The sequence below is a fragment of the Kribbella sp. NPDC006257 genome, assembly GCF_040613535.1.
In the GTDB taxonomy this organism is placed as follows: domain Bacteria; phylum Actinomycetota; class Actinomycetes; order Propionibacteriales; family Kribbellaceae; genus Kribbella.
Map to the genome: position 1 here is coordinate 39,072 of NZ_JBEXSJ010000039.1, position 24,951 is coordinate 64,022.

Here is a 24,951-nt window from a genome sequence, read left to right on the forward strand (position 1 = left end):
ACCAGATCGGCTAAACGCTGTGAGGGTGAACTAGGGGAGTCGCGTCATGTTGGACGACCCATTCCAGAAGGTCGTTGAGCATGATGTGGATATTCGTCCCAGAGTTCACCGCCGCGGCGCTTAGGCCGGGTTGTACGACCGAGATGATCCACTTGGCGGCGACGGGCGTCTCGACCCAGAGCCGAAGCAACTTCGTGACGTCGACCGGATCGCCGCGACGCACGACGCTGCCCGTCTCCAGTCTCGCTAGCAAGCGCTTGGCCAGGCGTGCAGTGTCAAGCCATACGACACTGCGGCACGCCTGCCCCAGTACTTCGTACAGATCGTCGACTCGCGCTCCAGGCTGAGCCTTGGATGAGGCCTTCAGATGCAGAAGCGAGATTGTCGGCAGGGACGGATTCGAGTTATCGATGGTGACCAGATCCGCAACCTCCCCTGCACGGTCGTCGTCCACGACAAAATGATGGCTGGCTCCCAATGTGTCCGGCGTTGACTCCTTGACCGTCTTGAAGCCGGGTGCTGCGTCTTTGTGCTCAGCAGTGATGTCGCACTTTGAATACGGCCAATCCTCGACCATTGCGGCGGGTATCGGAGGGTAGGTACTCCGAGGTTGGAACAGGACATGTCCCATTGTGCTGCTGCCCGATGGGTAGAAGACCGTGATAGGTGTGTCCGCGAGTAGTTCGCTAAGGAGAGTTACGTCTCCGCTCGGGTCCTGAACTTCCCAATCCTGCTCGGTGCCGATGTCACCGCTTGTCGACTGGGACGCCAGCCAGGTGGGACCAGAGGGCATCTGCGCCCTGAGTTCCAGTAGATGCGGTGCCTCCCTATTGGCTGAGAACTGCGTCTCCTCCAACGCGGCTAGAACTCCCGTCACCGGATCGACCAGGGTGAGGCCCCGACCGATCAACGAGGGATCGACAAGAACGAGATAAGGGTCGTCCGGGAAGGCGGAAATTTTTCTTGGACTGAGGATGGCCAGTCCTGGAGGTCCGGATGGCGCGACCGATCCGTGCATGCTAGCGAGCTCACCGAGTCGGTGACACCATCGCTTGAAGTCCAAGAGTTGCGCGAGGTCCGGACTGAACACCTTTGCCCGTCCATATGAGACGCCGAGACTCGTGATGCCGGCCGCCACCGCCGCAGTACCGCCGACGGTCGCGCTGGTCGCAGTCATCGGATTGCGAACTCTTGCGATGGCGTGGCCTGTTCCGTAGCTCCGCGTTTCCGATGGCAGTACCGCATTGTTGACTCCAGCGCCGGCCATCATGCGATAAGCGGCTAGACGACCGCCGGCGGCGCGGGCACTGCGCATACCGACCGAGTGGTAGTCCGCGATCGCCACACTGGTTAGCAGGCGATCGAGCCACGCCGGATCTACTTGTATCGGGTCTGCGTACCCGAAAGCGGCCAGCAGTTGGCGAATGGTGGCGTCTCTGGTTCCGTGCACAAACAACAGTTGGTACTGCTTGTCGTAGTAGGCGACATGAAGTTCATAGCGATACCTGTCAAGAGTATCGGCATCGAGCCATGCGGGCCGATCAAGATGCTCCGTGACGATGACAGCGAGTTCCTGCGCGGCATCCGTGCCGTGGTACATCACCGGTGCACCTGCGATGTGCGCGATGTCGCCGGCCAGATCGAGGCCGGCTGAGTCGCTCAGCTCGAACACTTGCACATCTTTCCGAGGCCGTATCGCGGCCAGGCTCAGCGGATCCTTTGGAGCTGGATCGAAAGAGCGGACGTAGTTTCGCCTCTCTGACTCGCCAGCGGCGGCGGCGTCGGCGAGTGCGGGCACGAGTGAAGCCCATGCCACATCGCTTGAATAGAGGTCGCGCGTCTCATCGTCGACCTCTTGTCGGACGGCTAGCAGCTCTGCCGGTACCTCAAGTGGCAGCGGTCTGCTCAGCCGGCCGAGAAACTGCAAAGTCGCTGGCAAGCTTGCATGTCGTTGGTGGTAGACACCGATCTTGAGCGCCGGGAAATCGAATCCCTCGCCCAGTACCCCGACGCTCATGAATCCCGCGTGAAACCCGTCTCGAACAGAGTCGAGCGCACGACGGAGGCCCCTGGCCGTTGTGGATGCAGTTACGAGTGCCATCTCAAGACCGGCTGCCCGGTACACGTCGATGAGCTGCGTTGCATGATCGACACTCGCGGTCCGTGCCAGAATCCGGCTCCCTGCACGCTGATGTTCGGGACTGTGCATTCGTTCGGCGGCTCGCGTGGCCAGGGCGAGATCCCGATCAGCCTGATTCTCGCTGCCGGCGTCCACTGGGATGAATGTGACAGGAGCCAGAACCCCTTCTTCGAGCGCCTGAGCGAGCCCGTAGGTGTACGCGGGTACCCCAGGCAGCGGGTGTCTATCGCGCCGGAACGGGGTCGCCGTGAATAGCACAACAGCGGCCGCCGGAAACGCTTTCAGAACTTCAGAATAGGTAGTTGCAGGTGTGTGGTGAGCTTCGTCGAAGATGACGAGATCGAACAGATCCTCCGGTGGGGCCGTCACCTCGGCATACGACGGTGACAACACGTTCGGTGTACCGACCACCACGTCGGCGGTTTCGAGTTCGCTCCAGGACTCGCTTGTACTCCGGCGGCGCGTTACCTCGACCACCCTTGGCGCAGGCAGGTCCGTGGGCGCGGCAGCAACACGCCGTAGCACGAGGAGTCCTGAAAGCTCGGCGGCCAGCTGCACCCTTAGTAGCCGTGAAGGCGTCACCATCAAGACTCGCCTCGACGCCAGTATGAACGGCAGTAGCGACATTGCCGCACTCTTCCCGGAGCCTGTCGGCATAGAGACGATCGCGGGTTCGGAACTAGTTGAGAAGTGCGCTCCCACAGCGAGGCAAGCGGCGACTTGCGCGCGCCTGAGGGCGTTGTCCGAAGCAGGACGGTCGCGTCGGAGTTTAACTTCGCCGAAGACCTGAATTTTCGCAGCGTTTGATGCAAAATATCCCGGCTCTTCAGTAGCCACTAGTTTCCCCCAACCGCGGAGCCGTAGGTCGATCGCGGATCCATGGCCTTAGATTCTACCGAGGCGAATGTCGATTCGTGGAATGAATCGGAGGTGTTGCAGTGGATTTTTCCAGGTGAAATTGCCGTTGACCTGCGGGAGCTTGACAACCGGCTCGTAGAGACCTCGCCGTTCAACTGGGTGAGGAGCGTGTGTTCAGAGCTGGGGTCCGCGAGATCCGTCCTTGAGCCGGAGGTGCTTCCCGGCATCCGTCGCCTGCGTTTGATCATGGCGATGGTTATGGCGACAACATCGCAGGCATTGCCAGATCCGGACCCCTGGTCGAGGCGGCAACCGCAGGTCACCTCAAGGGTACGTCAGAGGTCGATACCGGAGCTTTCCTGAATCCGTTGCTTCTCAGCAGGCTTTCGATGGTCTTCGTATTGCCGTCGTCGAGCAATGGGCCGAGCCGGATCGAGACCACAGGGAGGGTTGTCTCCGGAGATGTGCCATCAGGTCGTGGGCGAAGTACTCGAGACGTTGCCTCGCCTGCGGAAGTCGCGGTGAGGTCGGCGTACCCGACGACCCCATATGCACCTGGGCGGTAGTTGATGTTCGAGTTGCCCCAGAAGAAGGTTGTGACTACTCGTACCTCGTTCTCACCGGAGAATCCGACCGATTTCCTGAGGTGCGCAACAGTGGCCAGGGCCTCGTAAGTGTCCCCCTCCAACTGCTCGGAAAGATGGTCTCGATATTCGTCTTCGCGTTTGGCCTCGATCTCTAGGAGACGATCTTCGACCGATGCAACGATCTCTTCCAGTGCGGCAACCACCTCGCTGTCGTCATACATCACGTGGAGCCATGGACTCACCTCGGCGACGTCTCTCGCTCGCAGTCCGTAGGTTGGATCGTCTTCGCTAGCCGGATGCTCGGAGAACGCCACGAGATGGACCGACGGATCCAGCTCTATGGCGTATCCGCCGCCGCCGTTTGCATACAAGCGCCATTGGTTCGCATCGTCGGGAAGTAGAAAGCCGCAGAGGACGAAGACTTCGTGTGGACGTCTTCTCGGGTTCTCCGCGAGGTCTTGAAGCAGGTCGATGGCCTTTGGCTCTCCTTGCCCGGCAAGCCAGTCTTTGATGGTGCCCCAGCCAGACTTGACCTCTGCCAGGTCATTCATACCCGACGCCTCAGAGGCCCGGAGGCGCTTTGTCTCAAGGATCCCGATCAGGCCGCCGGATGATGTGTAGTGGAAGACTGGTTCTGTCGCTAAGCGCACGCCTGTCGGCATAATCGGGTTCCCCATGATCACGACGTAACCGTATCGCCCGTCACGCTCGCGGGACCATTTTGCTCCGGTTTGAACTCGATCGATCAGTCGTCGGTCCCCTCGGTCGATGTTTCATGGAGCCGATTGCGGGCGCTGCTTCGATGCCAGTTAGGCCCAAGCGGGGCGGACTTGGCTGGATGTACAGATCCGAGACACATCGACAGAGCCGGACAGCGGATTGGCCTGGGCTTGGCGCCCGTTAACAGGTGATCGGTGTACGCCACTGTCGCTGGGTGCTCGATCGAGTCTGACCAGGACAACGTTGGTCCGATGCACACAGAACCTGGTGAACGTAGCTCCGTCGCTGCTCCGTGGGAGGCTGAGAAGCGGTGCATAGGGTTGAGAACAGATGAGGACAAAACTGCAGGTCAGAGCGCAGATCGAGGGTAGTGGCCGATCTGCGCTCGCTTGTACCAGCAAGATCCCAGACATCTTCGAAGGCACCCAGCAAATCCAGCAACTGATCGTCGCGCGACGGCTCCTGGGCAAGACGTCAGGTGAGCTCAAATATGCTTGTCCGCAAGGGTTCACGAAGGCGCGAGTTCTCGATCAGTGTGGCCTTGATGGTCAGGCGCTGTGGGGTGAGGTTGAACGCGGTAGGTCGTGTAGCAGGGTCGGATACGGGTCGTCGGCGCTCTCCCTGAGGCGGCGTTCGATCCCGTCGGCGGCTGCGCGCAGCGGAGGGACGAGCTTCCCGGCGTCGGCGCGAACGGTGTGTATGACGATCCCGAGCGCGGCGGCGGCCGTCCCACTCGAGTCGAGGATCGGCACGGCGACGGAGAACGAGCCGAGCGTCATCTCCGTGGTCCGGTTCGCGAAGGAATCCGGCTGCTCGAACGCGACGGCCTGGTCCACTGTGCCTGGCACCGAGGCACCACCGTGACGACGCTGTCTCCCGAGGACGTGGCTGAGCTTGACAGCCTGCGGGGCGCGCTCGAGGATCTCGCCGTGCGGCAGGTGATCGCTCGGGCCTCGGACGAGGATCTTTCTTCCATCGCAAAGACAGCAGATGCGATGGAGCGTGCCACCCGCGCCCACGAGATGGTGCGCTGCGACATCGAGTTCCACGACGCCGTCTTCGCCGCCGCGGGCCACCAGCGGCTTGCCGATGCGTGGGACGCTGTCCGCTGCCAGGTCCATCTGTTCCTACTGACCCGGATCGGCCACAGTGCCGAGGGCTACCTCGACAGCATCCCGCGGGAGCACCACGAGCTTGTCGCCGCCCTACGCTCCCGCGACGCCCAGACCGCCCTCGCCCTCTTCGCCGCGCACCGCCGCCACGCCGTCGACGTGATCGCCGGAACCTCTGCTTGAGTGTCGACCTCCGCTCCGCCGGTTGACCATGCCGACGTCTCGTTGGGCCAGCGTGAGTGGCTGGCCGAGTTGGGCCTTTCCGCCCATCGGATCGTCGACCAGTTGCGCACCGCTCGGCGGAGGAACCGGCCCGCATCGCAGACCGCCGGCCCCGTCGTGGCCGAAAGAGGCCGGTGCCGGGGACCGCTGCCAATCCGAGCGCACAATGACGCCGGCATCCCAGGCCGGGCACGGCGGCAGCCCGGTCTGCTAATGCCCGTCGTGCCTGTGCAGCCGAGGAGGACGTGGATCCGGCCGGCCCGGGCGGATCGGAAGAGGCGGGTGCTGGTGGGGATCTGCTCCGTGGCGTGCTGGCAAACGATACTGACGGTTGCGAGATTGTGAGCACCGGATGGATAGACGCAGCGGCCTGGATGAGGTCCGAAGCCGCCGCAGACCATTGAACCGTCAGCCCAGCGGGATGGCGATCTTGTGCTCGGCGAGCCAGTCGCGGAAGGTTTGGAGTTGCGGGTCGAGTTCGCGGACCAGGTTCAGGTCGCGGTCACCTTGGCTCATAGAGACGCGGGAGTGTTGCGGACGAACTCTCTCCATCAGCACTCGCAGAATCGCAACCCTCCCGCTCGACGTCATCCGAACCCTCCCCTTCGGAACCGGCGTCCTGGTCGCCCGCACTGCTCCGCCGATCCTGCTCAAGATGACTCCCTGGACAGCGGCCGGCCACCGACAAGATCCGCCACAGCATCAGCCTGTCCAATGGCTAACCGTGGGGTTGACCCCGGCGGCGAGCACAGCGAGTACCTGGCCGATCCGTTCGTGCTCCATCTGGCTGAGGCCCCGCAGCCGTAGTTCCGCACGGCCTCTACGAAGAATCCGCCACGAAGAGGATCGACCGCGCCGGGCTCGTAGGTCGCTGACCCCTGCGGTCGAGCGCTGCTGCGTAGCCGCTGTGCACGATTACGCAGTAGGGAGTAGTCCGTCCCTTAGGGATGGGGTACTTGGGAGCCTCGCGGTTGCTGACCGCTCAGCCGTGCGGTGGCTGGGCTTGAGGTGCGGTGGTTCCGGTGTCCAGTTGCTGTAGGCCGATGACGGCGAGCAGTTCGAGCTGTTCGACGGCTGCTGTGCCGGGCGGTGCGGTGAACCAGAGGAGCCGGTGCAGACCGTCCGCGCTGTGGAGGGCGAGGCAGTTGAGGTCGATGACGCCCAGTGGCGGGTACAGGAGGCGTTTGCGGTCATCGCGGCGTATTGCGACGTCTTGCTGTTCCCACAGGTCGGTGAACTCTTCGCTGTAGCGCAGCAGATTGTCGACCATGGTGCGTACGTCGGAGTCTCGGCCGCGGCGGCCAACGACGGCGCGCAGGTCGGCTACCAATGCTCGGGTGTGATGGTCGTGCTCGTTCTCGGGATAGATCTGGCGGGCTTCGGGCTCGGTGAACCATCGGTACAGAAAGCTCGCTCGCGGCCCTTTGGCCGCGACCGGGGCGCCGAGCAACGCCCGGGCTAGCGGGTTCTGTACCAGGGTGACGTGCAGATCGGTGATCACCATCGCCGGTGTGGTCTGCAGCCTGTCCAGTAGGTCAAGCATCGCCGGTGGCACGTGGGCGGACGGGCCCGTGGCCGAGGGCAACGACCGGCCGGCCAGCTGAAACAGGTAGTCACGCTCGTCGTGGGTAAGCCGCAGCGCTCGGGACAACGCGGCCAGCATTTGCTCCGAAGGCTGAGCGTCACCGCGTTCGAGCTGGATGTAGTAGTCGGTCGATGCGCCGGCCAACAGGGCGACTTCATCACGGCGCAACCCAGGCACCCGGCGCCGCGGGCCGACGGCCACTCCCACGTCCTGTGGCCGCACCCGGTCGCGTCTCTTCCGCAAGAACGAGCCAAGTGCATCGAGGTCCATACACCCACTATGCGCGCCTGTCCGGGCCGCAAGCAGGGGTCGCCGTCCCCTGGGTAGGCGCTGCCTCCCTGATTCGGTGAGCCTGGGTCAACATTCGAAGCAGGCGCCGCACTCGCGGGCCGCAGAGCCTCAAAGAGAAGGAATACCATGTCCTCACAGACGCCCAGGATCGCGCTGATCACCGGGGGAAACCGCGGAATTGGCCGGGCCGTGGTTGAAGCACTCGCCGCCGACGGTGTCGACATCGTCTTCACCTACCGTTCCCATGAGGACGAGGCGAAGCAGGTCGTCGACCTGGTGGCCGAGCTCGGCCGGACCGCAGCCGCCATCCAGCTCGATACCACCCTTACCGACACCTTCCCGCAATTCGTGCAGAACCTGCGGGAGACCGTTCGTCTCCATTGGGGACGCGACAGTTTCGACATCCTGGTCAACAACGCCGGCTTCACCAGCGGCACCGTCCTCGGTTCCACCGACGAGGAAACGATCGACCAGCTGTTCGCCGTTCAATACAAGGGTGTCTACCTGCTGACCCAGGCACTTGCCGTCGCGCCCGAGGGAAGGCCGGCGCTGCTGGCTGACGGCGGCCGCATCGTCAACTTCTCATCCGGGCTCGCCCGGTTCGTCAGCGGCCCCAACGCCGTCTACGCCTCGATGAAGGGAGCAATCGAAGTACTGACCCGGTACTGGGCGGCGCAGCTCGGTCGGCGCGGCATCACTGTCAACACCATCGCTCCTGGCCCGGTCCTCACCGACTTCGCCGACGGGTTCTACAAGCGGGCCGGCGACGAGGTTCACAACACACTGGTCGCTGCGACCGCCCTCGGCCGCGTTGCTTATGCCGGCGACATCGGCCCCGCAGTGGCCGCGCTGGTCAGTACAGGTACTGGCTGGATCACCGCCCAGCGCATAGAGGCCAGCGGCGGCTACCGCCTCTGACCGCGCACACAGACAAAGGAGATTCCCGATGCTGCATCCCATCGCGAACCCCGGGGCCGGCGCTGACGACGACCCGCGCCAGGTCCCCTCGCCCGACGGCAAGGTCGTGCTCATCACCGGCGCCTCCAGCGGCTTCGGCGCTCTCATCGCACGCGCCCTAGCGGCCGCGGGCCACACCGTGTACGCCGGAATGAGACAACTCGACGGCCGCAACGCAGCTGCCGCCACTGCGCTGACCGACTACGCCACCAGCAACGGCTTCACGATCCACCCCGTCGATCTGGACGTCACCGACCAGCAAACCATCGACCGGGCCATCGCCACGCTCCTGGAGACAACGCAACGGTTGGACGTGGTGGTACACAACGCCGGACACATGGTTCTCGGACCAGCCGAGGCCTTCACCCCCGAGGAACTTGCCGGACAGTACGACGTCAACGTGCTCGGCACCCAGCGCGTCAACCGGACCGTGCTGCCGCGGCTACGAGGGCAGGGCAGCGGTCACTTGGTCTGGATCAGCTCCAACAGCGTCCACGGCGGCACCCCGCCCTTCGTGGGACCGTACTTCGCGGCCAAATCCGCCATGGACAACCTGGCGGTCACCTACGCCGGTGAGCTGATCAGGTTCGGGATCGAGACCACCATCGTCGTCCCGGGGGCTTACCTGTCCGGCACGAATCATTTCGCCCACTCTGGTCGCCCGGCGGACACGGCCCGGGCAGCCGAGTACGACGACCTGTACGGCGAATTCCAGCGGCAGATGTCCGAGCGCCTCGGCGCGCTCATCCCCGACGAGGCCACGCCTGACGCCGTCGCCGACGCCGTTGTGACCGCAGTGAACGCGCCGCCCGGACATCGCCCATACCGGCTCCACGTCGACCCGAGCAGGAACGGCGGCGAGGTCGTCGCGAATGTCGCCGATCGGGTCCGCGCCGAGTTCCTCTATCGGGCGGGCCTCGCCGACTTGCTGACCCCGACCAGCAGCCTGTGACGACCACGACCCGGCTCGCGCTCTGAGCTTCTGCCGCTAGGGGGGCCCGAAGCCTGAAATGCTGATGCCAGGTGCGGCCGCCCGAGGCTTATCGCGCGTTGGTCTGGCCATGCGACTTCCACGCCACGCGGCAACCGTTGCTGGAGGCACCTAGCCTTACTGGATAGCTGCCCAGCACCCGGGCGACGCCGGGAAGTCCCCCGAGTGATCTGGTTGCGGCTCGCTTGGGTTGTCCAGAGGCCCGGCTGACGTGCGACGGTGATCTAATGAGCGACGAGCCGGTCGAGCCGGTGGAGGCAGTCCGGGTCGGTCCGGGGCAAATCCTGCTTGCCGCGGAGCGGGTCACCGTCGATTTGATGTTCGCTACCGCTGGTCAGACGTTCCGGATCGTGTCACCGCCGGTCGACGTCGGCGGTGGGAAGTACCTTGCGACCCTGGTTGAGACGGCGGGTCCGTCCGAGGGCCGCCAGTTGACCGCGCAGTTGCAGGTCGGCCGGCGGGTCGACTGACCACTGTCGCGGCGACGGTCGCCTACCCAGCCGGGGGAGCGTGTTGGGTAGGCGGGCTGAGCGGTTCCGGCGGCATCTCTGCGGTGGCAACCAGTCGAGATCGGGCCGCCAGCCGCGGTGACGCCTGCTGGAGACAGGTGCACACTGAGGCATCTGGTCGGTGTTTCGCTGGCCCGAACGAAAGGGCCCCGGGCGATGGAGTTGCAGGAGCTGCTGGACGTGATGGATGAGGTGTCCGAAGCGCTGCGGTTCCCATTCGCCCTGGAGGACACCTTGGAGACGATCACCGCAGCGGCGGTCGAGACGGTCCCGGGCGTCGACCATGCGAGCATTTCGATCACCGGCAGGGACGGGCTGATCCAGACGCTGGCACCGACCGACCTGGTTGCGGTGCGGGCTGACGAGTTGCAGTACGAGCTCGGTGAAGGGCCTTGCCTGGAGGCGGTGCTCGACGAGCCGGTGGTTCAGGCCGACGACGTCGCCAGCGATCTGCGCTGGCCGAGGTACGGTCCGCGCGTGGCCAAGCAATTCGGGATCGGGTCCCAGCTGGCGTTCCAGTTCCGCGCCGAGCCGCACGTGCGCGGCGGGTTCAACCTGTACTCCGAGCAGCCCAACCAGATCACCATGGAGACCCGTCAGCTCGCGGCGCTGTTCGCGAACATTGCCGCGGTCGCGCTCGGCTGGACCCGCCAGGAGGAAAGCCTGAACGAAGCACCCGTGACCAGGACCGTGATCGGGCAGGCGGTCGGCATCGTGGTCGAGCGGTACCGGCTCGATTCCGATCGTGCGTTCAGTTTCCTGGTCCGGACCTCCCAGACCGGGAACGTGACTGGACGAGAAAGACCTACGGACCCGCCCCGCGATGCATCACCAGTAGCGGCCTGTGATGTCTCGGTGGGTTGGGGTGGCGGGCCTTCGTCGAATGGCCGGAGCCACCTCGCCGGCGAGGTCAGGACGTCGACCTCGGGCAGCTGCGGGTCGTCGGCCGCGGTCCGAATCACGCCACTGATCTGGTAGCCGCCTGGCGCAGGCTGAGCTCAAAGACCTGGTCAATCGTGAGGGCCACCCGGGTGTGAGTCGCGGTGACGCCGCGGACGCCCTGCGCGGTCGACAAGCCTAGCGTCGGCGTCGATGTCCACGATTGTGAGCGCGAACCGAGTCCCCGTAGCAGCGACTAGCGCAGCCATAAGCGACTCGGTCGAGTGCACGTCGTTGACCGGGTACCTGTTCGGCGGCAGGTCCTGAGGCACCTCGACCAGATAGGTGCTGCCGAGTTCCACACCACGCACCTCAGCCCTTCAGACTGCGCGCCGCCACAGGTCCAGGTCCAGACCGGCCGGGCCAGTTATGTCGGTGCCCGGTTGGGTAAAACCGCAAGACCCTCGCACTTCAGGAGCTGAGCGGCTCCCCGTCGTGTGGCCCGACTGGCCGGGATACTTAGTTGCGGATGAGGAGGCGAATCGTTGGTCGGGCTGGAGATGGTCTACGCGAGCGGAGTTATCTGGGCGGTGGTCCTGATCGGCTTCGTTTTCCTCTTTGTCTCATACACGGACGGTTCCTGGTTCGTCGGCCCCGGCTTGGCCGTTGCGGTGGTGTCCGGACTGGTCATCGTGTCGGGCTGGCACGCGTTGGCCGACTACCCGCTGGAGTACCGCGACGGCGATCGTCCGCAGCATTCGACCAGCGGGCTCACCTTGTACGAAACGTGGGACCTGGACTCTGGAAAGGCCGTCAGTACGTCGTTCACCGTCGACGATGCCGCAGATGCCGAGTCGTTGTCCGGCACCTTGTGGATCGAGTACGGGTGCCCGCAAGCCAGCGTCGATTGGCGGATCAATCTCGACGGTAAGCTCTTGGCGTCAGGGACGCTACGCGAAGGGGACGAGCGTGAACTCGAGGACCTGGCGGTGCGGCTGGGTGATCAACCCGTGGTGCAATTGACGGCCGCTCGTACGGATCAGGGCGATTGCAAGACCGCGTTGTTATGGGAGAACCCTGGGTTCGAAGGGCCCGGCCACGGCAAGTTTCGCTTCGTCTTTCCCCTGCCGGACGCCGACTGAAGCACCGCCACCGCAGGCAAATGGCTAGCGGACCGGCAGCTGGACCAGTCGCAGGGCCCCGGGGGCTCCCCGGTTGATGGCTACTTCACTGCGGTCGAGGCCGCAGTGAAGGCGGCCCGGCTGGGGATCGAGTACGCCGACCGTGAGGAGCCGTGGGAGTTCAACCTGCAACTGACCGACACGAATCGGCCGGCCACTGGGCGGGGATCGACGTGTGTCTTCCCGCCTGCCGCTCAGCCCAGTCAGGACCTATGAGGAGATGCCAGAGGGGCGCCGCAGAAGCATGCAGGCCGACCGTGCGCTATCGCCAGTCGCATTGTTCCTTAGGTATGCCAGCGGACCGTGCGTAGATCATCGCCAGTTCGTGTTGCTCGTCGTCGCGAGCGTACCGACACACTCGGCCGGGAAACACGACGTACACCTCGCCGTCTGAGTCGAAATTGGCATACCACCCGGGGGAGTCGAGCACGGCGGACAATTTCTGGCCGAGCAGATCGGGGGCCGGCGCTGCCTGAGGTGAACTCCAACAATGTCCAGACCGGGGGGTGATCGGATGTCACGTTGGGCGGAGGAGCGCGGCTTAACCTTCGCACGGTCAGGTCGGGGCTATCGAGAACAGCGCCGACCCGCAGGCTTTCGATGATCAGCGCACCTGTCAGCATGCGTTTTCTCCGATCGGCGACTCTGTGACCTTCGAGGCTGCCCGAAGACTCACCGCAGCTGCTAACGGGCTTGCTGACAGCGTCCTCGGATTGGACCGGACAACCCTGGCACTCCGTCCGATCGGCACGCGCGTCCAGGCACCTAGTGGTCAGCGGGTGGACGGTCTGAACTCGTCGACACATTAGATGCATGAAGCGGTGTTCGACTTAGAGCGAACAGGATCCGGCGAAATAGTGAAGGTAGTTCACCGTATGGTTGTGCTGGCCCCACGCGCCAAGATCTAGCCACGTGTGGCGTAGCTGGTGGCACCGATGACCTTGTTGACGGAGCGGGGCTTTCGGCAGCAAGCCTGGAGAGCGGCGTTGGCTCGAGGCAGCAGGTCCCGTCAATCCGTGATCTCGGCATGGCTGAGCCCGGTTCGATGGCGCTGAGATCACTCAGTAACCGAGTCGAAGATCGCTCGCTGTAGCACTCGGCGCTTGCCGAGGGCAACCTTGGCAAGGTGGCTAAGTTGCCGGCTGAGCTGTACGGGTGTCCGTCGGACGGTGACGGGTTAGGCTGGCTCCGGGTGACGCAGTTGCCGAGCTCGCGCCGGGACTGTCTGGACCGGTGGACTTCGAGCTTGGCCCGGCCTGCGAAGGAGGTGCCTGATTCGCGCGCCCCGTCAGGCTCGAGCTATGAGCCGAAGCGGGTATCTTCACTGAACTCGTCAAGTCGTTGTGTGTGGGCTGCCGCGCAACTGGGTGCCCCGGGCCGCGATGCGTCCAGGGCACCCGTTGGTGCAGAGTCCAACGGGGGGGGCGGACTCCGCACGGTGGGGGGTGACCTCACGGTAGTCCTCGGAGCAGCCGATGTCCGCAGGTCAGTGACTATTGTCCGGTTTGAGTGCTGCTGAGGCTGGATGGATTGGTCAAGTCGGCAGTTCAGGAGGGTCGCCTCGTGGGCCGTCGTCAGGCGGAGTGGAAGGACGTTGGCTTTGGACAGGCCGGGACGTGGAGGGTCGGGGTGCTTGTCTTGATGGGGGATCGGGGCGGGTATGGTCCGGGGCCGTAGGTGTTGATCTCCTCGATGGCGCCGTGAGTGTCGCGGATGATGTGACTGGCCTGGACCCAGCGGGCAACCTCGGCGCCGACGGCGATTTGCCGTAGTCCTGGGGTCGCCGGTCGGCGGCGCCGGAGGAATCGGCCCGCCGCCGCCCGGCGACACCAGGCCAGTACCCCACAGGTCTGGTGTCAGTCGTTTCCCATCCTCCAATTCGTGGCCTGACGGTACGTCACTGGAACACCGGGGGTGGCGAGGATCGGTGAAGACGTCATGGGTGCAGACTGAGGACAACGTGGCCGGCGGGTAACCGGCCCCTTCAGGGAGGGCCGGCTATGGAGCTGGATGAACTCATTGGTGTTGTCAACGAGGTCGCGGCCTCCCTGCAGTTGCCGATGGATCTGGAAGCGACGCTGGACCGGATCACTCGCAGCGCCGCTGAAGCGACTCCGGGGATCGACCATGCCAGCATCTCGGTTACCACCAAGGGTGGCCGGATCCAGACACTGGCGCCGACCGACGCGGTGGCGACACGTGCCGACGAGCTGCAGTATGAGCTGCGTCAGGGACCGTGCTACGAGGCTGTTGCGGGTGAGCCGGTGGTGCAGGTCGACGACCTGGCGACGGATCTGCGCTGGCCGGAGTACGGTCCGAAGGCCGCGGCCGAGTTCGGGATCGGCTCGCAGCTGTCTTTCCAGTTCCATGCCGAACCAAATGTCCGCGGTGCTCTGAACCTGTACGCCGGCCAGCCGGACCAGATCGACGGTGAGACTCGCCAGCTGGGGGAGATGTTCGCGCGGCTGGTCGCGATCGCACTGGGCTGGGGACGCCACGACGAGACGCTGAGTCAGGCTTTGGCCAGCCGCACGCAGATCGGCCAGGCCGTCGGGATCGTCATGGAGCGTTACCGGTTGGACCCTGACCGGGCCTTCGCCTTCCTGGTCCGTGTCTCCCAGAGCGGCAACGTCAAGCTCCGCGAGGTCGCGTGCGGAATCATCGCCGACACCGTCGCCAAGGCCAATGGCCGATAGCTGAGGTCCAAACACGCGGCGGGTGGTGCGCCCGAAGTCGTCCGGCCGTCTGCCTCCTAGGTCGTGAGCGTTCAAGTAAGAGCAGAGGGCCGGCCTGTTGTGCTGAGCGCCGTGGGACCTTGAGCGACCCGCGGTAGACGGTACGGCTTCGCGCCGGGCCTACCGCTGGCAGAACCTTTGCCTAGAGCAACACCGGGACGGTGGGCGCTGGCGTCCGATCTTCCCGGGCCGGTAGCGGTGGAGCTAGCCCGGCGGTCGATCAGTTGCCTGGGCAGCACGGTATGCCCGGCGGTTCGAGACATGAATTGAAGTGGGACGGGTTCCTCCACTGAACTCGTCAAATCTGGCGGCGTAGCTTGCCAGCACTCGTGAGCGGATGAAGTTGAGGTAGTCACAGCCAATCCCGCCCCCTCGCCCGTAGCCGGGGGGGGGCAATCCGCGAGTTCGGCCTCGGCTGCGATGTTGCGGATGCCGCGTGGCCTGCCCGATCGGACCCACAAACGGTAGAGGCCGGCGGCGATGGCCAGCGCTGCGCCGATGGAGATGATGGGGTCTCCTCGGGTCAGGTTGACTACGAGGGTGAAGGTCACCGCGGCGGCGCCCAGCAGGTTGATGATCAGGAACCCGTGGTGTCGTTCACGCAGCGAGAAGCGGGCCATTGCGACCAAGCCGGCCAGGAAGCTGACGAACACCGAGGCGGCGTAGAACAAGACCAGTTGCTGGTCGCGGCCTCCGGCTGCGGCGGTGACGATTCCGGCCGCGACTGCGAACACCACGACAGCCCAGTACGGGGTGTGGTGGGTGTTGGTCCGGCCGACCCAGCCGGGCAGGATACCGGTGCTGGGGCCGTTGGGATGGGTGCGGCGGGCCAGTGCCTTGAACAGACCGGGTCCGGCCTGGAAGGAGGAGCTGGCCGCTGACAACAGCAGCAGTGCGGTGGCCAGCTGGAACGCGGCGAACACCGGCCCGGAGGCCGCGGCCCGGGCGAGTTCGGCGATCTGGGTGGTGTTCTCGTGTGGAACACCGATGCCGAGCCGGACTGCCTGCGCGGTCAGGCCCAATGTCAGCGTGCCGACAACACCGAGAGTCAGCCATAGCGTGACGCGGCCGAACCTGCGCCGCCCGGGGTCGTCGAGCTGCCCTAACTGGGCGATCGCTGATGACGGGGCCTCGATCCCGGTCGCGAGCGCCATCGCGACCGGAAACGCCAACGCGACCGCTAGCAGTGGCGAATGGCCTGGGTCTCCAGTAGTGACACCGGTTTGTTGCGGGGCGACGAACAGTCCGGACACCAAGATCACCACGGTCAAGGCGATGAAGACGACCGTCATGACCGCGAACACCGTCCGGCCGAGGTGTCCGAACCAGGTGCCTGCCGCAACAACAGCGACCAGCGCAACCGCGAGCAGGACCCGCCACGGTGCGAGCGCCGGAACGAACGCGATGACCGCTGATGCGCCGGCGGCAGAGCTGATGGCGATGGTGAGAACGAAGTCGACGATCAGCGCACCGATCGGCACGAACGCCGCCCCCTCGCCGAATGCCTCACCAGTGGCCGCCGCGGCGCCGCCGCCTTGGGGATAGCGGGCAACCAGCTGGTGATAGTTGACGATGACGAGCACCACGATCGCGACGACCAAGCCCATCGTTGGCAGCAGCAACGCCAGATCGCCGTGGAGCGCCCGCAGCGCCGCCTCGATCGCATAAGCCACCGACGACACCGGATCGGCCATCACCGCGAACGCGAACGCGAACAGCAGCACCGGCCGGCTATGCATCAACACCGCCGCTGAACCTGCCCTTTTACCACCGCGGCCAGTTTGCGGGGAGCCCATACCGTGCGCCTTTCGTCGGAACATGCATCAGCAATCGCCGACCAGACTTCCCGGCACACCACTGCGAACCCTACTGCACAGTCGAACTGCGGCTGCTCCGTCGGGCCCCGGCCGACGCTGAGTCCACACACGCAAAACGTCGCTGAACGGGCACACAGTGATGACCGGTCCGCGCAGACTGAACAAATGGTTGCCTTGGTTCCCGATCTGCTTGGCCGGGTTGGGACGGTGCTGGCCCGGGTGGTGTCTGAGCTGCCCGGGAGCGGCGGTATGCCGGGTGGCTCGCAGCTCGAGCTGAAATGGGACGGGTTCCTTCACCGAACTAGTCAACTGGTGCCAGCAAGTGGGAAGAGCTCGTTCGACGTTCGATACTGACCTTCGAAGGCTAACGGACGACGTAGCTGTTGTCCTGACCGGCACCGACCTCCTTGTGGTGATCCGCTCGGCGTGCCCCGCGCCGGGTGAGTCAGTCGCGGCGGCGGCTCGGTTCGTCCGTCAGGGGGCGAGGCCAAGCTGTTGGCGGACCTGTTGATTTGGTTTGCGTCGAGTTCGCGGCTTAGGTCGGAGCCGTTGTGGATGAAAGGCTGTGTCGATCACGGCCTACTCGAAGGGGTCGCGGGCCAGGCGCAGCTGGCCGCCGCCGTAGTCTGTGAAGCTTTCATGGGCGTCGGCCGCAACTTGTATGACACTTTTTTGTGTCATCTCAGTCGTCTGTGCTAATTTCGTCTTGTGTCGACCGATGAGCAGTTGACTTTCGCCGATCACGTAGGGCGTTTCTACGTACGGGAGACGAATGCCCCGCCGGTCGCTGGTCGCCTGTTGGGCTATCTGGGAGTTTGCCAGCCGGCCGCACAGTCAGTGAACGAACTGGCGGATGCGCTGTTGGCCAGTCGCAGTGCGATCACGCAGGCGGTCGTGCTCCTGGAGGGCCGCGGCCTGGTGGAACGTTCCCGTGCGCGGGGTGATCGCGTCGATCGAGTCTCTGCTCGGTTGGATCGCCTGATCGCCGCGCAGGACTACGACCCAACAAGCTACATCGAGACAGCGGCGCTCCTCCGCCGCGGCGTCGCCCTGTTGTCCGACGACGGCTCCGGACGCCGGGAGGCTCTAGAGGAGTTCGCGTCGCTGTACGACTTCCTTGCCGAGAGGATGCCGAGGCTGAAGGAGGAATGGCTGGCCTACCGCGCGAGCCAGGTCGCTTCCTCCTCAGAGGAGGTGCCGGGCAGCTGATTCTGCTGAGCACCGATAGCGCCTATCCCGCCCGATAACCCGAGCGGGACGCGAGCGCCACTTTCACACCGCGCACCCGAACAAGTGCGATGCCGGGGTCGAGTACGCCCTGAAACATTCCTGGTGACTTCGATGCGATGCCGCACGCCAAACGCTCCGCGGGGTTCTCACTTGTCGCGCGCCCTTCCACCGCTAATCCACATTCAATCGAAAGGAACCCCATGCCCGAAAGCCATACCCCGGCGGTCCAGATCGCCGGACTTCACAAGTCGTTCAGGGACAAGCACGTCCTGCGCGGCATCGATATCGACATCCCGTCCGGGATCGTGTTCGCCCTGCTCGGGGCGAACGGCGCCGGCAAGACGACCGCGATCAACATTCTCACCACCCTGCTCGCCCTCGACGCCGGGACCGTTCGCGTCGCCGGTCACGATGTGGTTACCGCTTCCAACGCGGTGCGCGCGTCTATCGGTGTCACCGGGCAGTTCGCGGCAGTCGACGGGATGCTCACCGGCGAGGAGAACCTGCGGATGATGGCCCGCCTCGCGCACCTCGACACCAAACGTGCCAAGGCTCGCGCCGCGGAACTCATCGAGCAGTTCGACCTCGGCGAGTCGGCGAAGACGGGGACGGCGCTGTACTCCGGCGGGATGCGTCGCCGCCTTGACCTGGCCATGTCCCTCATGCTGGACCCGGCCATCGTGTTCCTCGACGAGCCGACCACCGGCGTCGACCCGCGAGGACGCGCCGTCATGTGGGACATCGTGCGCGGCCTCGCAGCACAGGGCACGACGATCTTCCTCACCACCCAATACCTCGAGGAAGCAGACCAGCTCGCCTCCCGAGTCGCTGTCCTCGACGAGGGTCGCATCGTCGCAGACGGCACCCCCGCCGAGCTGAAGAGCCGGGTCGGCGACGGCCACATCGTGGTCGATCTCGCCACTCCGGAAGCGTTCGACACCGCCGCGCGCCTCTTCCCCGCGGCAACGGTGGATCGTGACGCGCTCAGCCTGCGCGTCAGCGAGGGCACGGACGCGAATGCGGTCCGAGACCTCCTCGTCCGCCTCGACTCCGCCCGGGTCTCTGTCGCGAACCTGAGAATCGTCACCCCAGACCTCGACGACGTGTTCTTCGCCCTCACTGGCACCGCCACCACCGACAGCACCCATACCCCCGCGACCTCGGTCAAGGAGGCCGCACGATGAGCACCGCACAACTGCACGGACCCGCACGCCCGCAGCCGTTCAGCGACACCATGACGATGTTGCACCGCAATATCCTGCACCACCTCCGCGCCCCCAGCGGAACCCTCATGATCATCGCGATTCCGCTGATCATGCTGCTGCTGTTCGTATACGTCCTCGGCGCAACTCTCGGCGCAGGCATCGCCAGCGGTGGTACCCGCGGCCAGTATCTCGGTTACATAACCCCCGCGATTCTCCTGACGACCGCGGCCTCGGCGATGCAGATGATCTCTGTATGGGTCTCGATGGACATGACCACCGGCATCATCGCCCGCTTCCGCACCATGGCCATCTCCCGCGGCTCCGTCCTCGCCGGCCACGTCGCGGGGGGCACGATCCTGATCGCCCTCGCCATCGCCGTGCTTCTGGCGCTCACACTCTTGCTCGGCTACCGACCCCAGGCCGACCCGCTGCACTGGCTGGGGTTCGCAGGACTCGTCCTCATCGTCGGCTTCGCCCTCTCCTGGTTGGCCGTCGCGTTCGGGCTCTTCGCCAAACGACCCGACACCGCCAGCAACCTGCCCTTGGTGCTGATGCTCCTTCCCCTGCTCAGCGGCGGATTCGTTCCCACCGATTCCCTCCCTGGCTGGCTGCAGGGATTCGCCGAACACCAGCCCTTCACACCTAGCATCAACACCATCCGCGGCCTCCTCGACGGCACGCCCGACCTCGCCGCCGCTGCGTGGGCCATCGGATGGTGCATCGCCATCGCCATCGCCGGCTATGTCTGGTCGCTGTGGCTCTACCGCCGCCACGCCGCACCTTCAGTAAGCAGTGCAACTGGTGCGTGACGGCCTGAGATCGATGTCATCTTGTATGGATTGCAGCGGTAACTGGCGGCCTTATAGGCTTTCATGAACGAGGGTGTGGTGGCGGGGTGATCGCGGCCGCGGCTGGGTAGGCGTCGAGGTCTTCCAGGATGGAAGTTCTTACACTACCTAGCTGACTGTCGGCCTCGGCACGGCGCTGCCGCAGGTGCTTCAGTGACTCCTCCAAGGCGGCGACCTCGCCGAGCCACCTGCGATCTTGCGCCTCTGCCAAGCGTGCCTCGGCGTTGCATGCCATCTCTCCGATGCGTGGCAGCTGGGCGGGGTCGACGCGCAGGAACCGGCACCGGCTGCAGGAGCGTGCTCGTGCACGCATGCGGTGCCGTAGGGGCGATGGCAGTCGCCGAGGGCGCCCTTACGAAGTAGGAAGTGCTGCTCGAATTCGTCCCACTCCTCTCCGGACGCCGGTCGCATCTCGCCGAACGGGCGCAGGCCGCGCCGACGTTCGATGAAGAACTGGTGTGCGGCGATCACCTCGTCGGAGAACACAGCGTGTAGCCGCGGGTGGTGTCGAGGTTGAGGTGACCGAGCAGGCTGGCGGCGATGTGCAGTGGCAGGCCCGCTGGACACCATCTCTGTCGTGAAAAGCCGCCGGAAGTCGTGCGGAGTGAGGTGAATGGGCTGCCCGGCATCGGCCAGGCCGGCGTCTGCGGCCAGTTCGTTCAAGAGCCGCCGCACGACGGCGCAGGAGATGACCTCCTGGCGGATTCCGATCCGGCGGGCGAACAGATGTGGGAACGGTACGCCGTGAAGCCGCTCGTGCGGGTCGGGCGCATCGACAACGGCACGTACGTTCCGCCGGCCTTGGCTCGGCGCTGCACCGCCAGCTGCACCATCACCAGCTCTGGGCTCATGGGTAGGAGGCGCTCGGCGTCGGCCTTGCTAGGCACGATGTGCAGCAGCGGCACCAGCGTCCCGGTGGTCTCCGACGTGTAGCGCCGAAGCGAAAGCTGGGTCAGCTCGAGCATCTCTTCGATCCGGACGCCGGTGTGGCGCAGCGTCTCTGCCACCGCCCACGCCCAGAAGCCGTCGGATTCGGCCTGGTGACGTTCACGACGCCGTACTGAGCCGGATCGCCGGCCCATCAGGGGAAGGCGAGATGAGCTTGGCGCGCAGTTCGCTGGCGACGTCGCGCAGTGGCCGGGCCCGCGGTGCTGTGCGGCGAAACGTCGCCCTGTGACGGCGAAGATTTCGCCCGGGCCGGCGGCCAGGGTCGCGGCGTGGAGCTGCACGGACCAGTCCTTGCGCCGTCCCGCCTCGGCCACGATTGCTGGCAGCAGCGGCATGAGCATTCGAGTGCGACCCTGGGTGCGGGACTTCTGTTGGCGCTTCGCCTTCGAGGCCAGCTTCGACTCCCGGCGAGCAACCGGACACTGCGCGACCCAGGTGCCCACCGGACCGGTTCGTCGTGTGACCATTCCGCTAGGTCCCGGTAGAAGCCGCGGACCGCGAACAGGATCGAGTGGATCTCGCGCCGTGGAAGCCCGTTGGTGGTGATCGCCAGCCGCTCCCGCCAGGTCGCGGCTGTCATCGGGTCGAGCCGCAGATCCTTCTGATCCGGGTTGATCTGCAGCACCTCCCAGCAGAGCGGCCGAGCGATCCGGTAGGCAAGGCCATGCAACGACCCGTAATCCAGGTCTGATCTCGCTGAGGTAGTCGACGAGCACGTCCCGCACGCCCGAAGGCGGGATGCCGTACCGGTCGACGAGCGTGGCCGCCGAGTGCTGGCGGGTGGTGCCCTTGGCCGACCACGCCGCCCGCAACGTCACCTGTTCACGCGAACGGGCCCAAATCGACCACCAGCTCCCACGCCAGATGCTCGCGGCGGTGCCGCCCGGACGTCTTCACGATGTCGGCGGAGTGGAGCAGTTGCTCGCCCTTCCAGCTGGTCCATGCGCCGCCCGGTCCGGATCATCACCCGCGACAGGCCGCCCTCGGCGTCGAATTGGTGCCGCAGCAACGCATCGCGGTAGGCCAGGAGGGTCCGCAGCCGTGCAGCGGTCTCAGGGTCGTTGACCGTCAGCATCTTGGCTGGCAGATGCACACCGGCTCGCGATTCCAGCTGCCACCGTACGACGGCCGCAGCAAGCGACCGGCCATCAACGCGTTGGCCGCGTAGCCGATCTTGCGCTGCAGGGCCTAGTACCGTCATCCTCGGTCAGATAGTTAGTCAGTCAAGCGTGCGGCGCTCGGCGATGATGGCACGAACGATGGTTCCTGCAGGTTGGCTTCCGAGTTCCTGATTGGCTGTTGGGCTGCTCCATGCGAGGAACAGTTTGAAGTTACCGTGGTCACGCCGTTGCGGTTGCCGGGCGGGTGCTCCTGCCCATCTGACACTCGCGCGGAACTCCCTTGGCCACACACGGCTGAGGCACTCCGATACGACCGTTGCCTCGCCGATGACAGTAAGAGAGTCGGTTGGATGTCCACCGAACCGGATGCCACGGCAAAGTGCCGCCAGCGCGGAGTTGGTGGGGTTGACACCGCCCCCCACCGAATGGCGCAGCCTAGGTGTCGATGTCGGTTGGGATGTCAGGGTATGGATCGACGAGATCTTCACGACCGAGTACTTCGGGCCGATCCTCGGCGTGCACGTGTACGACGACGCGGACTACGCGAGCGTGATGCAGGGCATGGAGTACTCGGCGCCGTACGGGCTGACGGGTGCGTCATCGCGCAGGACCGGCATGCGGTGGCGGAGGCGGCGGAGTACTTGCGGTTCGCGGCAGGGAACTTCTACGTGAACGACAAGCCGACCGGCGAGGTCGTCGGGCAGCAGCCGTTCGATGGCGCGCGGGCGTCCGGGACGAACGACAAGGCCGGCTCGATGTGGAACCTGATCCGCTGGGCGTCGCCCCGGTCGATGAAGGAGACCTTCGCCCCGCCGAGCGACTACCGCTACCCACACCAGGGCTGAGGCCCTCGCAGGACTCACATCTACGGCGTACACACGAAAGGATCCCCATGGCCGAGGCCGCGCAGGCACTCGCTCATCTGATCTCGGAGTTCTGGCGGTGGCGCACATCCACGCAACCGGACTCCTTTGACGACATCCCCCGTGTGCGGCGCCCCAACGGATGGATCGCGGACTGGTCCGCGGAATCTGTCGCCGACAGGCGCGCTCAGCTCACCCAGTTCACCGCTCGCCACCAGGCCCTGAACATCACTGACCAGCCCATCGAGGTCCAAGTCGACGCGAGGCTGTTCGGGGTGGGGCTGGCCAGAGTGCGCTGGGAGCTCGACCTTCTCCGAAGCTGGCAGCGCAACCCGTGCTTCTACATCGACCAGAGCCTGGTCCCGATCTACATCGAGCTGCTGGCGCCCCCGCCGTTCGATGACGAGCGTGCAGCGGCCATAGTTCGCCACCTCGAGCGTGTCCCGATCATCCTCGATCAGGCACGACAGAACCTCACGGGACATGCGGCTGCGCCGTTCGCCATGTATGCGCAGCGACTCCTCGCCGACGGCCCGGAGAACCTGCAGCGCGCGATGACGGCGCTGGGTCCGCTGCTGCCCGCCCAGTTCGCCAGCCGGCTGCCCGAACTCAGCCGTGCGGCCGCAGGTCACGTGGCTGATTACCGTGACTGGCTGAGCGAGCAGACCTTCTCCGGCCAAAGCGCGGTCGGCAAGGACGTGCTGACCTTCTTCCTGCACCAGGTCGCGTTGTTGCCCTACACGGTGGATGAGATGCTCGATCATGCGCGCCGGGAGTACCAGAGGGCGGCGGCGGCCGAGGCAGTCTGGGAGACGCGAGCCAGTCGCAGCAGCACGGGCGACCCCTCACCGTCGTACATCGTGCAGCAGCACGTCCAGGAGGAGCAGCTACGTCGCTTCTACGCCGACGCCGGGCTTCTCGATCTGCCCGAGACAGTACGCCACTATCGCTTCGCGCTCATGCCGCCCTACCTCGACCCGCTGACCTGGTTGGGAGTGCCGCACTACATCAGCTCGCTGCAGTACCCCGATGAGGAAGCGGTGCGGTATGTCCGCGCTCTGGGGCCCGACCTGCCCTACTTCGAGCAGTCCAAGGCGCTCGACCCGCGAACGGGCATCGTCCATGAAGGCGTCCACGCGCATCAGCTCGCCCTGTCCTGGATGCACACCAACCCCGCGCGCAGGCACTTCTACGACTCTCTGCCCAACGAGGGCATCGCCTTCTACAATGAAGAACTCATGCTGATGTCCGGCCTGTTCGACACCACACCCGCCAGCGGAGCGTTCCTCGCCAACGGTATGCGTCTACGAGCCTTGCGGGTGCGCACCGACCTCGGCCTGGCCACCGGCGACCTGAGCATCGATCAGGCAGCCGATCTGCTCGCCGAAACTGTTCCATTGGACCGCACCACCGCCTGGCAGGAAGCCGCCTTCTTTGCCAGCAACCCCGGCCAGGGCCTGAGCTACCAGATCGGAAAGATGCAGATCCTCGACCTACTCGCGACCGCCTCAGCCAAGCAGGACGACTTCGACCTGCGCAGCTTCCACAGTCGGCTCTGGCGCGAAGGCAACGTCCCTCTGGTCCTGCAACGGTGGGAACTCCTCGGACTACGCGATCAACTCGACACCGCCGACAGGCTCGCCCAGCCGACCTCGTCCTAGCTCTGTTGGATAGAAAAACTGAGTGGAGCACGCGGGTCGTAGCACTGGAAGCGCCCGCGCTGTCTGGTTCACCCAAAGGAGCTGCCAGTAGTCCCCGTGTCGCGGCCGCGGCCAAAACTGCGACGGGGCATACGGTGGGATTCTGTGACGGCGAGTAATGACGGAGACCCGATGTGCAGCGAGTGCAACAGCTCCCGCATGTAGAACAGGTAGTCGGATCGGAGCAGTCAGCGATCGACCGATCACCGTCAGGTTTCTCGCCATCTGGGTTCACCGTGATGCCGTAGTAGTGCATCAGATACAGCAGAGGCGCACCACGGTGTTCAACATCTTCAACGGCAGCAGCATCGACATCGCCACGCGTTCGGCCTGGTCGCGCTCCAGATCCTCGTAGACGCGCTCGGCAGGGACACACGGAGGTCGGCGCCTCCGGGCTTGATCTGAGGATCAAACCCGAGGAAGAGGGTCTCGACGAGACTGGCGGAGGACGG

At 65.1% G+C, this 24,951-nt stretch carries 21 protein-coding genes; 15 read left to right on the forward strand and 6 right to left on the reverse strand.

The features are described 5' to 3' along the window. Window positions 1–10: 10 nt before the first annotated feature. The 3 genes from ABZ004_RS33640 to ABZ004_RS33650 all read right to left on the reverse strand — a co-directional run bounded on the left by ABZ004_RS33640 (window position 11) and on the right by ABZ004_RS33650 (window position 5,153). Window positions 11–2,977 (reverse strand): DEAD/DEAH box helicase family protein, encoded by a 2,967-nt coding sequence (locus ABZ004_RS33640; RefSeq protein ID WP_355685335.1) that lies wholly within the window; start codon window positions 2,975–2,977, stop codon window positions 11–13. 340 nt (window positions 2,978–3,317) lie between these two features. Then, the gene (locus ABZ004_RS33645; RefSeq protein ID WP_355685407.1) at window positions 3,318–4,262 is read right to left on the reverse strand and encodes a DUF2971 domain-containing protein; all 945 of its coding nucleotides are present in this window, start codon (window positions 4,260–4,262) and stop codon (window positions 3,318–3,320) included. A gap of 591 nt (window positions 4,263–4,853) precedes the next feature. Then, complete coding sequence (locus ABZ004_RS33650; protein WP_355685409.1) at window positions 4,854–5,153, reverse strand: hypothetical protein; 300 nt, start codon at window positions 5,151–5,153, stop codon at window positions 4,854–4,856. A 12-nt stretch (window positions 5,154–5,165) separates the two neighbouring features. Here ABZ004_RS33650 and ABZ004_RS33655 point away from each other — a divergent pair, with 12 nt between their 5' ends. Then, window positions 5,166–5,600, forward strand: coding sequence for an FCD domain-containing protein (locus ABZ004_RS33655; protein ID WP_355685336.1), 435 nt, complete (start codon window positions 5,166–5,168; stop codon window positions 5,598–5,600). 1,021 nt (window positions 5,601–6,621) lie between these two features. On the opposite strand, the gene ABZ004_RS33660 is transcribed toward ABZ004_RS33655, so the two are convergent. Continuing rightward, a complete protein-coding gene (locus ABZ004_RS33660; protein WP_355685338.1) occupies window positions 6,622–7,494 on the reverse strand; it encodes a helix-turn-helix domain-containing protein in 873 nt (290 codons plus the stop codon). Between the two features lie 147 nt (window positions 7,495–7,641). Here ABZ004_RS33660 and ABZ004_RS33665 point away from each other — a divergent pair, with 147 nt between their 5' ends. From ABZ004_RS33665 to ABZ004_RS33690, 6 genes are all read left to right on the forward strand, one after another. Next, entirely contained in the window at window positions 7,642–8,433 is a 792-nt protein-coding gene (locus ABZ004_RS33665; RefSeq protein WP_355685340.1) for an SDR family oxidoreductase, read from the forward strand. Between the two features lie 28 nt (window positions 8,434–8,461). Next, window positions 8,462–9,424: an SDR family NAD(P)-dependent oxidoreductase gene (locus ABZ004_RS33670; protein ID WP_355685342.1), complete on the forward strand. Its 963-nt coding sequence runs from the start codon at window positions 8,462–8,464 to the stop codon at window positions 9,422–9,424. 266 nt (window positions 9,425–9,690) lie between these two features. Then, entirely contained in the window at window positions 9,691–9,933 is a 243-nt protein-coding gene (locus tag ABZ004_RS33675) for a hypothetical protein (protein WP_355685344.1), read from the forward strand. 195 nt (window positions 9,934–10,128) lie between these two features. Beyond that, entirely contained in the window at window positions 10,129–10,950 is an 822-nt protein-coding gene (locus ABZ004_RS33680; RefSeq protein ID WP_355685346.1) for a GAF and ANTAR domain-containing protein, read from the forward strand. Window positions 10,951–11,396: 446 nt separating this feature from the next. Then, on the forward strand, window positions 11,397–11,993 hold the full coding sequence (locus tag ABZ004_RS33685) for a hypothetical protein (protein ID WP_355685347.1): 597 nt from the start codon (window positions 11,397–11,399) through the stop codon (window positions 11,991–11,993). A 2,039-nt stretch (window positions 11,994–14,032) separates the two neighbouring features. Next, window positions 14,033–14,728 carry a GAF and ANTAR domain-containing protein gene (locus ABZ004_RS33690; protein WP_355685348.1) on the forward strand — a complete coding sequence of 232 codons (696 nt, stop codon included), beginning with the start codon at window positions 14,033–14,035 and terminating at the stop codon, window positions 14,726–14,728. A gap of 71 nt (window positions 14,729–14,799) precedes the next feature. Here ABZ004_RS33690 and ABZ004_RS33695 read toward each other — a convergent pair whose 3' ends face one another. After that, complete coding sequence (locus tag ABZ004_RS33695; RefSeq protein ID WP_355685350.1) at window positions 14,800–16,512, reverse strand: hypothetical protein; 1,713 nt, start codon at window positions 16,510–16,512, stop codon at window positions 14,800–14,802. 780 nt (window positions 16,513–17,292) lie between these two features. On the opposite strand from ABZ004_RS33695, the gene ABZ004_RS33700 reads away from it, so the two are divergent. From ABZ004_RS33700 to ABZ004_RS33715, 4 genes are all read left to right on the forward strand, one after another. After that, complete coding sequence (locus ABZ004_RS33700) at window positions 17,293–17,793, forward strand: helix-turn-helix domain-containing protein (protein WP_355685352.1); 501 nt, start codon at window positions 17,293–17,295, stop codon at window positions 17,791–17,793. A 221-nt stretch (window positions 17,794–18,014) separates the two neighbouring features. Further along, a complete protein-coding gene (locus ABZ004_RS33705; RefSeq protein ID WP_355685353.1) occupies window positions 18,015–18,998 on the forward strand; it encodes an ATP-binding cassette domain-containing protein in 984 nt (327 codons plus the stop codon). Continuing rightward, window positions 18,995–19,828, forward strand: coding sequence for an ABC transporter permease (locus ABZ004_RS33710; protein ID WP_355685354.1), 834 nt, complete (start codon window positions 18,995–18,997; stop codon window positions 19,826–19,828). Before ABZ004_RS33705 ends, ABZ004_RS33710 begins: the two co-directional genes overlap by 4 nt. Before the next feature lie 405 nt (window positions 19,829–20,233). Further along, window positions 20,234–20,362, forward strand: a complete 129-nt coding sequence (locus ABZ004_RS33715) for a hypothetical protein (protein WP_355685356.1) — start codon at window positions 20,234–20,236, stop codon at window positions 20,360–20,362. 164 nt (window positions 20,363–20,526) lie between these two features. On the opposite strand, the gene ABZ004_RS33720 is transcribed toward ABZ004_RS33715, so the two are convergent. Beyond that, complete coding sequence (locus ABZ004_RS33720; RefSeq protein ID WP_355685357.1) at window positions 20,527–20,949, reverse strand: hypothetical protein; 423 nt, start codon at window positions 20,947–20,949, stop codon at window positions 20,527–20,529. Between the two features lie 764 nt (window positions 20,950–21,713). Between ABZ004_RS33720 and ABZ004_RS33725 the strand changes: the two genes are divergently transcribed. From ABZ004_RS33725 to ABZ004_RS33740, 4 genes are all read left to right on the forward strand, one after another. Further along, on the forward strand, window positions 21,714–21,983 hold the full coding sequence (locus tag ABZ004_RS33725) for a hypothetical protein (RefSeq protein ID WP_355685358.1): 270 nt from the start codon (window positions 21,714–21,716) through the stop codon (window positions 21,981–21,983). A 319-nt stretch (window positions 21,984–22,302) separates the two neighbouring features. After that, window positions 22,303–22,608 carry a hypothetical protein gene (locus tag ABZ004_RS33730; protein WP_355685360.1) on the forward strand — a complete coding sequence of 102 codons (306 nt, stop codon included), beginning with the start codon at window positions 22,303–22,305 and terminating at the stop codon, window positions 22,606–22,608. Continuing rightward, window positions 22,605–22,781, forward strand: a complete 177-nt coding sequence (locus ABZ004_RS33735; protein ID WP_355685362.1) for a hypothetical protein — start codon at window positions 22,605–22,607, stop codon at window positions 22,779–22,781. Before ABZ004_RS33730 ends, ABZ004_RS33735 begins: the two co-directional genes overlap by 4 nt. A 47-nt stretch (window positions 22,782–22,828) precedes the next feature. Next, on the forward strand, window positions 22,829–24,460 hold the full coding sequence (locus tag ABZ004_RS33740) for a DUF885 family protein (protein WP_355685364.1): 1,632 nt from the start codon (window positions 22,829–22,831) through the stop codon (window positions 24,458–24,460). The last annotated feature ends 491 nt before the right edge of the window (window positions 24,461–24,951 follow it).

Excerpts from the sequence above, each read along its gene's own strand:
- ABZ004_RS33645 (WP_355685407.1), bottom strand. The coding sequence starts at position 4,262 with ATGGGGAACCCGATTATGCCGACAGGCGTGCGCTTAGCGACAGAACCA.
- ABZ004_RS33660 (WP_355685338.1), bottom strand. The coding sequence starts at position 7,494 with ATGGACCTCGATGCACTTGGCTCGTTCTTGCGGAAGAGACGCGACCGG.
- ABZ004_RS33665 (WP_355685340.1), top strand. The coding sequence starts at position 7,642 with ATGTCCTCACAGACGCCCAGGATCGCGCTGATCACCGGGGGAAACCGC.
- ABZ004_RS33670 (WP_355685342.1), top strand. The coding sequence starts at position 8,462 with ATGCTGCATCCCATCGCGAACCCCGGGGCCGGCGCTGACGACGACCCG.
- ABZ004_RS33675 (WP_355685344.1), top strand. The coding sequence starts at position 9,691 with ATGAGCGACGAGCCGGTCGAGCCGGTGGAGGCAGTCCGGGTCGGTCCG.
- ABZ004_RS33680 (WP_355685346.1), top strand. The coding sequence starts at position 10,129 with ATGGAGTTGCAGGAGCTGCTGGACGTGATGGATGAGGTGTCCGAAGCG.
- ABZ004_RS33690 (WP_355685348.1), top strand. The coding sequence starts at position 14,033 with ATGGAGCTGGATGAACTCATTGGTGTTGTCAACGAGGTCGCGGCCTCC.
- ABZ004_RS33705 (WP_355685353.1), top strand. The coding sequence starts at position 18,015 with ATGCCCGAAAGCCATACCCCGGCGGTCCAGATCGCCGGACTTCACAAG.
- ABZ004_RS33710 (WP_355685354.1), top strand. The coding sequence starts at position 18,995 with ATGAGCACCGCACAACTGCACGGACCCGCACGCCCGCAGCCGTTCAGC.
- ABZ004_RS33720 (WP_355685357.1), bottom strand. The coding sequence starts at position 20,949 with ATGGGCCGGCGATCCGGCTCAGTACGGCGTCGTGAACGTCACCAGGCC.
- ABZ004_RS33725 (WP_355685358.1), top strand. The coding sequence starts at position 21,714 with ATGTCGGCGGAGTGGAGCAGTTGCTCGCCCTTCCAGCTGGTCCATGCG.
- ABZ004_RS33730 (WP_355685360.1), top strand. The coding sequence starts at position 22,303 with ATGCCACGGCAAAGTGCCGCCAGCGCGGAGTTGGTGGGGTTGACACCG.
- ABZ004_RS33740 (WP_355685364.1), top strand. The coding sequence starts at position 22,829 with ATGGCCGAGGCCGCGCAGGCACTCGCTCATCTGATCTCGGAGTTCTGG.